Annotated in this window: 13 protein-coding genes; 9 read left to right on the top strand and 4 right to left on the bottom strand. The window is 37.9% G+C overall.

From position 1 onward, the window contains the following. Positions 1-14: 14 nt before the first annotated feature. The 5 genes from PP182_RS02340 to PP182_RS02360 all read left to right on the top strand — a co-directional run bounded on the left by PP182_RS02340 (position 15) and on the right by PP182_RS02360 (position 3,621). Complete coding sequence (locus tag PP182_RS02340; protein ID WP_272649721.1) at positions 15-461, top strand: FixH family protein; 447 nt, start codon at positions 15-17, stop codon at positions 459-461. Positions 462-464: 3 nt separating this feature from the next. Next, positions 465-1,169: a sulfite exporter TauE/SafE family protein gene (locus PP182_RS02345; protein WP_272649722.1), complete on the top strand. Its 705-nt coding sequence runs from the start codon at positions 465-467 to the stop codon at positions 1,167-1,169. A gap of 7 nt (positions 1,170-1,176) precedes the next feature. Further along, complete coding sequence (locus PP182_RS02350; RefSeq protein ID WP_272649723.1) at positions 1,177-1,665, top strand: GTP-binding protein; 489 nt, start codon at positions 1,177-1,179, stop codon at positions 1,663-1,665. Between the two features lie 24 nt (positions 1,666-1,689). Further along, complete coding sequence (locus PP182_RS02355; protein WP_272649724.1) at positions 1,690-2,085, top strand: group III truncated hemoglobin; 396 nt, start codon at positions 1,690-1,692, stop codon at positions 2,083-2,085. Between the two features lie 144 nt (positions 2,086-2,229). Further along, positions 2,230-3,621, top strand: a complete 1,392-nt coding sequence (locus tag PP182_RS02360; protein ID WP_272649725.1) for a Gfo/Idh/MocA family protein — start codon at positions 2,230-2,232, stop codon at positions 3,619-3,621. A 60-nt stretch (positions 3,622-3,681) separates the two neighbouring features. Here the strand turns inward: PP182_RS02360 and PP182_RS02365 are convergent, their stop codons facing one another. Next, a complete protein-coding gene (locus PP182_RS02365; protein ID WP_272649726.1) occupies positions 3,682-4,503 on the bottom strand; it encodes a universal stress protein in 822 nt (273 codons plus the stop codon). Positions 4,504-4,528: 25 nt separating this feature from the next. Further along, positions 4,529-5,890, bottom strand: coding sequence for an oxygen-independent coproporphyrinogen III oxidase (gene hemN / locus PP182_RS02370; protein WP_272649727.1), 1,362 nt, complete (start codon positions 5,888-5,890; stop codon positions 4,529-4,531). 202 nt (positions 5,891-6,092) lie between these two features. Here hemN and PP182_RS02375 point away from each other — a divergent pair, with 202 nt between their 5' ends. From PP182_RS02375 to PP182_RS02390, 4 genes are all read left to right on the top strand, one after another. Further along, positions 6,093-6,968: a nucleotidyltransferase family protein gene (locus PP182_RS02375; protein ID WP_272649728.1), complete on the top strand. Its 876-nt coding sequence runs from the start codon at positions 6,093-6,095 to the stop codon at positions 6,966-6,968. Between the two features lie 524 nt (positions 6,969-7,492). Further along, positions 7,493-8,353 carry a UDP-2,3-diacylglucosamine diphosphatase gene (locus PP182_RS02380; RefSeq protein ID WP_272649729.1) on the top strand — a complete coding sequence of 287 codons (861 nt, stop codon included), beginning with the start codon at positions 7,493-7,495 and terminating at the stop codon, positions 8,351-8,353. Positions 8,354-8,366: 13 nt separating this feature from the next. After that, complete coding sequence (locus PP182_RS02385) at positions 8,367-9,362, top strand: glycosyltransferase family protein (RefSeq protein ID WP_272649730.1); 996 nt, start codon at positions 8,367-8,369, stop codon at positions 9,360-9,362. A gap of 18 nt (positions 9,363-9,380) precedes the next feature. Further along, positions 9,381-10,724 (top strand): GH1 family beta-glucosidase, encoded by a 1,344-nt coding sequence (locus PP182_RS02390; RefSeq protein WP_272649731.1) that lies wholly within the window; start codon positions 9,381-9,383, stop codon positions 10,722-10,724. A gap of 162 nt (positions 10,725-10,886) precedes the next feature. On the opposite strand, the gene PP182_RS02395 is transcribed toward PP182_RS02390, so the two are convergent. After that, complete coding sequence (locus tag PP182_RS02395; protein ID WP_272649732.1) at positions 10,887-12,065, bottom strand: acyl-CoA dehydrogenase family protein; 1,179 nt, start codon at positions 12,063-12,065, stop codon at positions 10,887-10,889. A gap of 50 nt (positions 12,066-12,115) precedes the next feature. Continuing rightward, positions 12,116-12,829: a tRNA1(Val) (adenine(37)-N6)-methyltransferase gene (locus PP182_RS02400; protein ID WP_272649733.1), complete on the bottom strand. Its 714-nt coding sequence runs from the start codon at positions 12,827-12,829 to the stop codon at positions 12,116-12,118. Positions 12,830-12,854: the final 25 nt, after the last annotated feature.

Here is a 12,854-nt window from a genome sequence, read left to right on the forward strand (position 1 = left end):
TTAAAACAAAGGATATGAAAATTAATTGGGGAACCGGAATTGTATTAGCATTTATTGGCTTCATAAGCTTCATCATGTTCTTTGTCATAAAAATGAATTCCGATAGAAGGGCCAACCACGATTTGGTTACAGAGGATTATTACAGACAGGAGCTTGCCTATCAAAAAGAGATAGATGCCCAAAACAATGCAACAAACGACATTGTTAATCTAGAATTGAAGAAGCAGGCAAATGGCCTTCAAATTGTTTTTCCAAAAAATTTGGACCCAAATAAAATTCAAGGAACAGTGTCCCTATACAGACCATCTAATAAGCAATTGGATTTTGACTTACCCATAAGTTTGTCCAATAACCATTTGCTCATACCTGACAAGCGCTTGTTGGATGGTCGCTGGGACATTAAAGTTAATTGGGTATATAATGGCAAGGAATATTTACACAAGGAAAATATTACATATTAAATCATGTTACTCTCCGCACTAATATTAGGATTTATGGGAAGTCTGCATTGCGTTGGCATGTGTGGACCCATTGCCTTTATGTTACCCGTGGATCATTCTAATAATCTCAAAAAGGCAGCGCAAGTAAGCCTTTATCATTTGGGTAGATTATTGGCTTATGGCATAATAGGTCTCGTATTTGGCATTTTGGGAAAAGGACTTTATGTCTTTGGAATGCAGCAAAAACTATCTGTCGCTATTGGTATTTTTATGATTATCCTGGTTCTTATTCCAGCTAAAGTTCTGAATAGATTCCATATCAGTCGCCCTGTGTATAAAGTTTTTTCCAAAATTAAGAGTAGGTTGGGTAAGGAGTTTAAAAAGAAAACATCGGACACATTCCTTACCATTGGCTTTCTAAACGGCTTCCTTCCATGTGGATTGGTATATATGGCCCTATTTGGTGCAATAGCTATGGGCAATATTGTACAAGGAAGTGCCTATATGGTTTTGTTCGGCTTGGGTACCGTTCCGTTAATGACAAGTGCAGTTTACTTTAGTGGTTTGTTAAAAGGAGGAATTAAAAAGCGTGTTCAAAAATTGATACCTGTATTTATAGTAATTATGGGAGCACTTTTTATCCTCCGAGGACTTGGTTTGGGGATTCCTTACGTTTCACCGAAACCAGTTACAGAAATAGCCTCTTCCCAAATGGAATGTCACCCTTGAACAATACATGAAAAAACTTCCCAATGATATCGTCCTAAGGCCTAGATTTCAACTGGAAACACTAGGAAATAGAGCGTTATTATTGAGAAAATTTGTAGAGGCTAAAAAGGACCCATTTCTTATTAAATGTCTAGACAACCACATATTCATAAAATACAATAAACAGGCCACCCATTTTGGATCTCCGCAACTTCATTTGGAGATAGATGCCATCGACGACAAGAACTCAAAAATCTATGGTTTCTTTGGGCCAAACCCAACATTATGGACATTTTTTATGTTTCTCCATTTCATTGTGGCTACCTTGTTTATAATTCTTGGAATTTGGGCCTATGTCAGTGCTTCATTGAATAAAACATACGGATTACAAATAGGATTGATGGCTTTTTTAATTTTCATATGGATCGCCTTATATATTTTTGGTCAAATGGGCAAAAGGAAAGGAAAGCCTCAAATACAGGAACTTTATGCCTTCATGATGGAAACTTTGGCATAGATGGAGAACTTAAAATCATCTAAAATGGATAGCAAACCAACCTTGGATAACAGAAAAGATGTTTCGTTCCTCGTTAGATCCTTTTACCGCAAAATCCGTAAGGATGATACTTTGGGTCCAATCTTTAACGGAATTATCAAGGATTGGGATGCGCATTTAGAACTATTGACCGACTTTTGGGAATCCCAATTGTTCTTGAAAAGAAAATATTCAGGTGACCCGATTAAGGCCCATCAGAGAACCGATGATTTCATGGGAAATACCATGACCATGGAACACTTTGGCATATGGTTAAACCTTTGGTTCGCCACCATAGATGAGCTTTTTTCAGGAGAAAATGCTTGGATAGCAAAAAATAGGGCAAGAAAGATGAACACCATGTTGTTCATGAAAATATTTGAACATCGCAATCCTAGGTAAACTATTTTGGAAGGGGCGATAAGATTTTAAATGAAAACTTTTAGACATTTCGGTGCAAGCTGCAGATCATTTAAATCTCGATTATCACCTAAAATTCCTTATTTTTAAAATCATTGAGATTTAAAAACCAATTTAATACAGACCATGAGCAACAATAACTCCCGGAGGTCCTTTATAAAAAAGGCTACCTTAACTTCAGCTGCCGTAACCTCAAGCCCATACATATTCGCTTCCTCGTTCGAGGAAAAACTAATGCTTACAAGAAGTTATACCTCACAAAATTTTAGCGCCAATGACAAAATTAACCTAGCCTTGATTGGTACGGGAATCCAAGGCATTTATGATACCCAAACCGCACTACGGGTCGATGGAATAGAATTAGTAGCCGCATGTGATCTGTATACAGGTCGTCTGGCCCGAGCTAAAGAACTTTGGGGAGATTCTATTTTTACTACTCGGGACTATAGGGATATTTTAAACAGAAGGGATGTAGATGCCGTTATAATAGCAACACCGGACCATTGGCATCAAAAGATTACAGTTGATGCGTTGAAGGCCGGGAAGCATGTTTATTGTGAAAAACCTATGGTGCAGAATCCTGAGGAGGGTGAGGCCATTATCAAAACTCAAAAAGAAACGGGTAAAATCTGTCAAATTGGAAGTCAAGGAATGTCTTCCTTGGGGAACGAAAAGGCGAAACAGTTATATGAAGAAGGGGCCATTGGTGATATCGTGATGTTGGATATGTATAATGATAGATATTCCGCAGAAGGTGCCTGGCAGTACCCTATTCCACCGGATGCAAATCCAGAAACGGTGGACTTTGACACCTTTCTTGGCAACGCACCGAAGCGACCATTTGAGCCCAAGCGTTTTTTTCGTTGGAGGAACTATCAGGATTACGGTACCGGTGTTGCCGGTGACTTGTTCGTACATGCATTTTCTACGTTAAATCATGTTATAAGTTCAAAAGGTCCCAACAGAGCTTTGGCAACAGGTGGGTTAAGATATTGGAAAGACGGACGTGATGTTCCAGATGTATCCATAACCCTATATGACTACCCCAAAACTGATACCCATGCTGCCTTCAATGCAGCCTTTAGAATCAACTTCATTGCGGGTAGTGGAGGTGGCGGTGGATTTAAGCTAATTGGTACGGAGGGTGAAATGGAGGTCGGCCAGAATTCAGTTTCGGTAAAGCGCTCTAAACTGAATATGATTCCCCAAGGTTATTCCATGGTTTCCTTTACCGAAGAGATGCAAGAAAAAATCCGCAAAGGGTATATCAAGGAAAACCTAGAACCAAGGTCTTCGGCGCTTAGTACTGGAACCACTACCTGGGAAGCCGAAAGGGATTATAAAGGCGGACATTACGACCATTTTAATAACTTTTTTACGGCAATACGAGACAAGGGCTCTGTAATAGAAAATCCCACTTTTGGATTAAGAGCGGCGGGGGCAGCGCTTTTGGCCAATGAAAGCTACTATAAAAAGCAACCCGTAAATTGGGACCCGGTAAAAATGCTTTTAACATAAGAAAGGGTGTTTTCACACCCTTTATCAACTAACTAAAAACTGTGATTATATTAACCTCAACTAAATCTTAAAGGTTATCACAGGTAAGTTTGCATGGTTAGCAATATCTTCGCCTATACTTCCCATGAAAAAGTGGGACAGGCCTTTTCTTCCGTGGGTGGGAACACCTATCATATCGGCGTTGCTCTCCATCCCAAAATTCAATACTCCTCTTTCAACATTGTAGTCATTGTAAATGGCGATAAGAAGTTCGAAACCAACCAAATCACAAAAGGATTTTATTCGTTTTTGAATTTCCGCCGTACTTAAAAAATCATCTCCAGGAGTATTAATATACACAAGTTTAAGTTCTGCAGAAAAACCATCCGCTATGGCCTTGGCCCTTTGAAGGGCATGTATATTTTCATTCCTTAAATCACAGGCAAAAACCATTTGTTTGGGATTAAAATCTTTCATTTTGGACTTAATCACCAGTACGGGAATATCTGAATTTCTAACTACCTTTTCCGTATTGGAGCCTACGAACATTTCTTTGAGACCATCTGCACCTTGACTTCCCATTACAATTAAATCTGCATCGTTTTCTTCGGCTACGCTACTTATTTCACCAAAAACCTTATAGTGTTTGATGATAGGCTCAACCTTAACGCCTTCTAAATAGGGTTTGTCCAAGAACTCATTCAATCTTTTCTCTGCCAGTTTTATCAAGAAAACAGTTTGTTCCGGATGAAAACCTTCGGTGGAGGTCAACATGGCCTGATTTAACTCCAGCATGTGTAGCACATAAAGAGTGGCATCATTTTTTTTGGCTATAGCAGCAGCAACTTCAAAGGCATATTCGGATATTTCTGAAAAATCTATCGGAACTATAATACTTTTCATAACAGGTATGTATTAGGTTAAACAATTAGATTGTCATTGAAAACAATCTGGTTTCGGGAGTCTTTTCATGTAATTTTAGGTCAAAAGCCATACAAATATTCCTAACGAATGGTCTTCCCTTTTCGGTAATTTTTAATTCATAGGCGGTCATTTCCAAAAGACCGTCCTCCCTCATTTCCTTCAATCTATCCATAACATTCGGAAGTGTTTTGAATTGTGCGGATTCACTGAACCAAATAGTTTCCAATTGACACATTAAGTTAAGAATATGTTTTCTGATGACCATATCCTCATCACTTAAAATATGCCCTCTAAAAATGGGGATAATATTGTTTTCTACTAAATGTTGATACTCCTCCAAACCCTTAACATTTTGAGCGAAACCATACCAGCTATCACTTATGCTGGAAGCACCCAAACCGACCATTAATTGAGTTTTTGAAGCTGTATAACCCATAAAATTCCTATGTAGGTTTTGATCACGCATGGAATGATAAAGACTATCTGTTTTTAATGCAAAATGATCCATTCCTATTTCTACATATCCTGCTTTGGCCAGCTCCAGTTTTCCTGCTTCGTACTGCTCTCGTTTTTCTTCTGCCGATGGCAAGTCTGAATCTTTATAACCTCGCTGTCCATTACCCTTGAGCCAGGGAACATGAGCGTAGCTATAGAATGCCAACCGGTCCGGCATTAAGGCTTTTGTTTTTTCTATAGTTTCCAGGACATGATTCAAAGTTTGATGTGGTAACCCAAATATAATATCATGACCAATGGATGTATATCCTATCTCTCGGGCCCAATCCGTTACATTTTTAACATTCTCGAAGGACTGTACTCTATTTATGGCCTTTTGTACGGTTTCATTATAATCCTGAACGCCAAAACTCACTCTTCTAAAACCAACATTGTACAAAGCCTGTAAATGTTCCCTAGTGGTATTATTGGGATGACCTTCAAAACTAAATTCATATGCTTCAGCCTTATCCGCCTTTCTAAAAAGGCCGTTGATAAGCATTGTCAAATTCTCCGGACTAAAAAATGTTGGTGTACCACCGCCCAGATGTAACTCTTTAATAATGGGCCTTTCATCAAAAAGTTCAAGATATAGAGACCATTCTTTTAATAGTGTTTTAATGTATGGAACCTCAACGTCATGCCTTTTGGTTATTCGCTTGTGGCATCCACAAAACGTACACATATTTTCACAAAATGGTAAATGAATATATAGACTAATACCTTCCTTAGAATTGGATTCAGAGAAACTCTGTCGTACCGTAGCTTCCCATTTTTTTCCAGAAAAAGAATTTATATCCCAAAATGGTACCGTGGGATAACTGGTATATCTAGGACCCGGTATATTGTATTTTTGAATAAGACTGCACATAATTGGTTCTATGAATACACAAAATTAATTCTAGCTTGTCTTTTAAAACATGATAATTATCAGTTTGCCATATTGCAGACTTGCTGCCTTTTAGGAAACATGACCAAATCGTTAAGTTTATAGACAATAGTTGTTCATTCACCCAAACGATAGGCTATGTTATAACTACAATCCTTATTTTTGGGTCCTAAAATTTTAAACAATGACTTTACTTTTAATGGCCGCCGGAAGCGGTAGTAGGTACGGAAAGCTTAAACAATTTGATGATTTAGGTCCAGAAGGAGAGTTTTTAATGGAATTTGCTATCTACGATGCCATTCAGAATAACTTTGAACAAATAGTGGTTATCACAAAAAAAGAGAATGTTTCCTTTTTGGAAGAACACCTTAGACAAAGATTGCCTGACCACATTAAATTAGATGTTCTTGCCCAAGAAATAAGCGATTTACCGAAAGGAGTGGATTATAAGGGTGACCGTAAAAAACCATGGGGTACAGCCCATGCCGTTTGGACGGCTAGAAACGTAGTTAACGGACCATTTGTCGTTTTAAACGCCGATGATTACTATGGGCAATCTGTTTATAAAAAAGCAGCGGATTTTATAAAATCCAACAACGAAGCCTATGCGCTTTTAGGGTATACCCTAAAAAATACACTTTCTGAACACGGTTCCGTTTCTAGAGGAGTGTGTAAAGTTGATGGCGATAATCTAGTATCTGTCAATGAAAGATTAAAGCTTGTACAGCATGGCAATAAAATAGTTGACGAAGATACGGGATTGGAATTTACAGGTGAAGAACAAGCCAGTATGAATTTTTGGGTTTGCAGGCCTTCCATATTCGATAAAATAGAATCTGAACTTAAAATCTTCCTGCAAGACGAAGATAAAATAGCGACCAGTGAATTGTATTTACCCTTTATGATTCAAGAAATGCTGCAGGCAAATGAGGTAGAAGTGAAATGTATACCTTCAGGAGGTGAATGGTTTGGTGTTACTTATGCCAGTGATAAGGAAAAAGCTGTGGCCAACCTAAAGGAAAAAACGGAGGAGGGGCTATATAAAACTCCTTTATGGTAATTTAAATGAATAAGAATAAAAGCCGGTTGTGAATTCACAACCGGCTTTTTTATGCTCCTTATTATTCCCATAATCCTTAAACTAAAAAGAGTCTGGCTTTTTGTAACCAGACTCTTTTACGAGAACACTATATGAAAATGAAAAATTATTTACTTTTTAAATACAGGGTAAATATAAAGGTGAAACATCGATGTATGAACAATTTGTTGTAAGATGGAGGATTTATGTGGTGAATCGGGAAGAAATTGTTGTTAAGTATTGAAAGAAGGCCTAGCATAATTAAATTAGGCCACCATTTCCTAATTTTTTATTGTTTTGTAGGCAGACATCTTAACAATCTGCTAACCGAAACATAAGTTCCCCATAACCCTGAACTAGACTAAAACTCCCAAATTTGTATTCAGAGATTTTCCGTACATGAAAATTCAACTGAATGGCTTTTCCGCATTACTTCCTGGTTTCTTAGGACACCTATCTAATACCACTCTCTTTTCAATAACGAACCATAATCATTTCCACATTATATGAAAAAAAGACCTGTTGATATTTTGGTGTTATCAGATGTGCATCTTGGCACCTATGGATGCCATTCAAACGAGCTTTTAAGGTATCTAAAAAGCATTGCCCCCAAGGAAGTAATCCTCAATGGAGACATCATTGATATTTGGCAATTTAGCAAACGTTATTGGCCAAAATCGCACATGAAAATTATAAAATACGTTATGGGATGGATCACCAAAGGTGTCAAAGTACATTATGTAACGGGCAACCATGATGAAATGCTAAGAAAGTTTACCGGTTTCCAGATGGGTTCTTTGAGCATAACCAATAAAGTAGTGTTACCACTACATGGAAAGAAAGCATGGTTCTTTCATGGTGATGTTTTTGACGTTACTATGCAACATTCCAAATGGGTTGCCAAACTGGGAGCTAAAGGATACGACTTCTTGATTCTCTTGAACAGGGGGATTAATTTTTTAAGTAAAAAATTAGGGAGAGGCCCCATATCCATGTCGAAAAAAATAAAAAACGGGGTTAAAACCGCAGTAAAATTTATAAATAATTTTGAAGTTACAGCGGCCGAAATAGCTATTGAAAATGGATATGAGTACGTCGTCTGTGGACATATTCATCAACCTGAAATACGTGAGATTGCAACTGAAAAAGGAAAAGTGACCTACCTTAATTCTGGAGATTGGATCGAGAACTTGACCGCTTTGGAATATAACAGAGGTAAATGGAGACTTTATTCCTATTATGATGATATAGGAATTATTAATCAAGTTCAAGATCAGGTAGAAGAACACCCCATTATGGAAAAAGCCGAGCTTTTTCAGAGCTTAATGGATGAATTCAGTTCAGGAAGTCTTGTTAAAGTGAAATAATATAGGAACACTTATGCGAGTATTGTATGCGATCCAAGGCACTGGGAATGGTCATTTGAGTAGGGCCAGGGATGTGATTCCAGCCCTGTTAAGAGAAGGCGTGGATTTGGATTTACTTGTAAGTGGAACGCAGGCAGACATCCAAATTCCGTATCAAGTAAAGTATCAATGCAAAGGCCTAAGTTTCATCTTTGGGAAAAAGGGAGGGGTAAATATGTGGAAAACCTATTTGAAATCTAATTCCATAAGACTCCAAAAGGAAATTAAAAGTATTCCGATTGACAAGTATGATTTAATTATAAACGACTTTGAACCGGTATCCGCTTGGGCCTGTAAGATTTCAGAAAAAGCATGTTTTAGTTTTAGCCATCAATCTGCAGTACTATCGAGTAAAGCTCCCAAACCAAAAAAAAGTGATGCCATTGGTAGAATGATTTTAAAAAATTATGCCCCTAGCAGTCATCAGTTCGGCCTTCATTTTAAAGCATATGAGCAGGGTATTTTTACACCAATTATCAGAGATGATATCCGCAAGTCAGTTACTAAAAAAGGTGATCATTACACGGTATACCTTCCATCATATAGTGATGGGAAAATTATTCACTTCCTCTCTCAAATACCCAATGTAAAGTGGGATGTTTTCTCTAAACATAATACCAGTGAAATCGTAACGAAAAATCTAAATATCCGACCCATTACCAATGAAGCTTTTGTGGACAGTATGGCCAAAAGTAGAGGTGTACTTTGTGGTGCTGGATTTGAAACTCCCGCCGAGGCATTGTTTATGCAAAAAAAATTATTGGTGGTTCCCATGAAAGGTCAATATGAACAACAGTGTAATGCTGCTGCACTACAGGCTATGAATGTACCCGTTATAAAATCACTAAAAGAAAAACATTTACCCAAAGTAATGAACTGGGTAGAAACTAAAAATAAAGTAGAGGTGGATTACCCCGATATTACCATGGAGATTGTACAAAGCTTATTAAAGGCCCCTTTTGAAGTATAAACCATGTAACCTTTAGTTATGCCCAAAAAAATAAAAGCCTCTGATTTTGGGAAAGAATTCATTTGGGGTATTTCAACAGCTGCATTTCAAATAGAGGGCGCTTACAAAAAACATGGAAAAGGACTCTCTATATGGGATACCTTTACAATGCAAAAAGGAAATATCCATAAAAATCAAACAGCTAAAGTCTCCTGTGATTTTTATCATCGCTATAAAGAGGATATCCTTTTAATGAAGTCCTTGAACATTAAAAATTTTAGGTTTTCGATATCATGGAGTCGAATTTTACCGGATGGGACCGGAAAAGTCAACCAACAAGGTATCAAATTTTATAATAATGTTATTGACTTCTGTTTGGAGTGCAAAATAAAACCTTGGGTTACCTTATATCATTGGGACCTTCCACATGAACTACAAAAGCAAGGCGGATGGACCAATAGAAAAATTCTGGACTGGTTTGAGGAATATGTCAAGATTTGTGCCTCTAATTTTGGAAACCGTGTAAAACATTGGATGATACTGAATGAACCCATGGTCTTTACCGGTGGCGGTTATTTTTTAGGAATTCATGCCCCTGGTAAAAAAAGAATGAAAAATTTTCTTCCAGCTGTACATCACGCGCAACTAGCACAGGCATTGGGTGGTCGTATACTAAAGGAGAATATTCCTGACGTAATCATTGGAACAACCTATTCATGTTCTTACATTGTTCCTAAAAACAATTCCAAAAGGAACAAAAGAGCAGCAAAAAAAGTGGATGCATTATTAAATCGACTTTTTATTGAACCTGTACTTGGTTTGGGGTATCCTACAAAGGATTTACCGATCTTGAAGAAATTGAATCCTTATATACTTCCCGGTGATATTGAAAACAGTCAATTCAAGTTTGACTTTATAGGGATACAAAATTATACCAGAGAAGTGGTTCAGCACAGTTATTTTATACCCTATATAGGTGCAAAAATCATAAAGGCACCGAAGAGGGGTGTTGGTACGACTTTAATGGATTGGGAAGTGTATCCCCCTAGCATTTATGAAATGATTCGCAAATACAATTCCTATAAACATATTCCAAATTTGATTATAACCGAAAATGGAGCAGCTTTTAAGGACAAGTTTAAAAAAGGTAAAATCCAGGATAAAAAACGGACAAAATATTTAGCCACTTATATTGAACAAGTTTTGAAGGCTAAAAAAGAGGGGCTCAATATCGGAGGGTATTTTGTTTGGACCTTAACTGATAATTTTGAATGGGCAGAAGGGTATAACCCGGGCTTTGGTCTGGTCCATGTAGATTTTGATACGCAAAAGCGAACCATAAAGAGTTCCGGAAAGTGGTATAAGACGTTTCTTAAAAATTAATACCCAGTAACTTTCCAGAGTTTAAGCCACAAAAAAAGCCGATGCTCCCATCGGCTTTAGCTAACTAACTCAAAAAACTACATGAATCTTAAATTACACGCACGGCAAAAATAGCGCCCTATTTTTGAGGATATGTTAAGCTAACCTAAGGATTTTGTTATCTTATTTAAATGCTTGATGTCCGGTAATATCCGCTCCGGTAATCAAGAGGTGTATATCATGCGTTCCCTCATAGGTAATTACACTCTCCAAGTTCATCATATGCCGCATAATACTATACTCTCCAGTGATACCCATTCCTCCTAGTACCTGTCTTGCCTCCCTTGCAATTTTTATGGCCATTTCTACATTATTCCTTTTTGCCATGGATATCTGGGCCGTTGTAGCCCTACCTTCATTTTTTAGCTGGCCAAGCCTAAAGGCCAATAATTGGGCTTTGGTAATCTCGGTTATCATTTCGGCCAACTTCTTTTGCTGTAGTTGCGTAGCTGCAATAGGTTTTCCAAATTGTTCGCGTTCCTTAGCGTATCTAAGGGCAGTATCATAACAATCCATGGCAGCTCCGATAGCTCCCCAAGAAATTCCATATCTAGCGGAATCCAAACAACCCAATGGAGCTCCTAACCCACTTTTATTAGGTAGTATGTTTTCCTTAGGGACCTTAACATTGTCAAAAATAAGCTCCCCGGTCGCTGAGGCCCTTAAAGACCATTTATTGTGTGTCTCCGGAGTAGAAAATCCTTCCATACCTCGCTCTACAATCAAACCATGAATTCTACCTTCCTCATTTTTTGCCCAAACCACGGCGATATCCGCAAAGGGAGAATTGGAAATCCACAGTTTTGCTCCATTGAGCAAATAGTGGCCTCCCATATCCTTGTATTTGGTTTCCATTCCTCCGGGATTGGAGCCATGATTGGGTTCGGTGAGACCGAAACAGCCCATCATTTCACCGCTGGCCAATTTGGGTAAATACTTTTTTCTTTGCTCCTCTGTTCCATAGGTATAGATGGGATACATGACTAAAGAGGACTGAACGGAGGCCGTTGAGCGCACTCCGCTATCTCCTCGTTCTATTTCCTGCATTATAAGTCCATAACTAATCTGATCCAAGCCTGCACCACCATATTCCTCCGGAATATAGGGTCCGAAAGCTCCAATTTCGGCCAATCCACTGATAATTTGATTGGGGAATTCTGCTTTTTGGGCATATTCCTCTATGATAGGTGAAATGTCTCTCTTTACCCATTGTCTTGCGGCATCACGCACCAATTTATGTTCCTCGGATAATAAATCGTCCAAATTATAATAGTCTGGGGCTTCAAATAAGTCGGTTCTCATATACACTATTTAATAGTTACGTAAAAATATAACATTAGCTAAATAAAAAGTTACATTTTTAAGTAAAAGTCCTTTGTTAATTTGATATAGTCCTCGGTATACACATGTCTTTCTTCCTCTATAATTAATTCAGTCATAATAACCTGTTCCTTACGTCTTGAAAACTCCAACAGACTTCTTTTAAACGGTGCTGCTTTATTCCCTTTTACTTGGGTAATCCTTTTTGGAAATAATTTAAAGGAACTGGCTAAATCAATGAATCGTCGCTCTTCTTTAAATGGAATGATTACTGAAAAAACACCTTCCTTGGATAATAACTTGGAAACCCCCTCCAATAATTCTGAAAAAGGCAATGAATCATTTTGACGCGCCAAATCCCTAGAAACATCTCCACTAGAAACTGCTTCACTATAAAAAGGAGGGTTACTAATTATTAGTTCGTAATTATCATCGATTTCATCCACAAACTCATCCAAACCCGCATGATAGCAATATAAACGATCTCCCCATGGCGAACCTTCAAAATTATCCACACATTGTTCATAGGCATTTTCATCGATTTCCAGCGCATCAATGGTTAAAGCATCGCTTCTTTGGGCAAGCATTAAAGAGATAATACCTGTTCCTGCACCAATATCCAAAATAGATTCTGGTTCTATTTCCAAGTTAGTCCATGCTCCGAGTAAGACTCCGTCGGTTCCAATTTTCATGGCACAACGTTCTTGGTCAATTTTAAATTCTTTAAAGCAAAAAGTATCCTTCAAGGAATTGTTTATTAAAGTATGTTGG

Origin of the sequence: Maribacter sp. PR1, assembly GCF_028464145.1 — a bacterium.
GTDB lineage: Bacteria > Bacteroidota > Bacteroidia > Flavobacteriales > Flavobacteriaceae > Maribacter.

What these genes read in the sequence shown, in the direction of transcription:
- PP182_RS02380 (WP_272649729.1), top strand. Translation starts at nt 7,493, where the DNA reads ATGAAAAAAAGACCTGTTGATATTTTGGTGTTATCAGATGTGCATCTT.
- PP182_RS02340 (WP_272649721.1), top strand. Translation starts at nt 15, where the DNA reads ATGAAAATTAATTGGGGAACCGGAATTGTATTAGCATTTATTGGCTTC.
- PP182_RS02350 (WP_272649723.1), top strand. Translation starts at nt 1,177, where the DNA reads ATGAAAAAACTTCCCAATGATATCGTCCTAAGGCCTAGATTTCAACTG.
- PP182_RS02345 (WP_272649722.1), top strand. Translation starts at nt 465, where the DNA reads ATGTTACTCTCCGCACTAATATTAGGATTTATGGGAAGTCTGCATTGC.
- PP182_RS02390 (WP_272649731.1), top strand. Translation starts at nt 9,381, where the DNA reads ATGCCCAAAAAAATAAAAGCCTCTGATTTTGGGAAAGAATTCATTTGG.
- PP182_RS02375 (WP_272649728.1), top strand. Translation starts at nt 6,093, where the DNA reads ATGACTTTACTTTTAATGGCCGCCGGAAGCGGTAGTAGGTACGGAAAG.
- PP182_RS02360 (WP_272649725.1), top strand. Translation starts at nt 2,230, where the DNA reads ATGAGCAACAATAACTCCCGGAGGTCCTTTATAAAAAAGGCTACCTTA.
- PP182_RS02365 (WP_272649726.1), bottom strand. Translation starts at nt 4,503, where the DNA reads ATGAAAAGTATTATAGTTCCGATAGATTTTTCAGAAATATCCGAATAT.
- hemN (WP_272649727.1), bottom strand. Translation starts at nt 5,890, where the DNA reads ATGTGCAGTCTTATTCAAAAATACAATATACCGGGTCCTAGATATACC.
- PP182_RS02395 (WP_272649732.1), bottom strand. Translation starts at nt 12,065, where the DNA reads ATGAGAACCGACTTATTTGAAGCCCCAGACTATTATAATTTGGACGAT.
- PP182_RS02385 (WP_272649730.1), top strand. Translation starts at nt 8,367, where the DNA reads ATGCGAGTATTGTATGCGATCCAAGGCACTGGGAATGGTCATTTGAGT.
- PP182_RS02355 (WP_272649724.1), top strand. Translation starts at nt 1,690, where the DNA reads ATGGATAGCAAACCAACCTTGGATAACAGAAAAGATGTTTCGTTCCTC.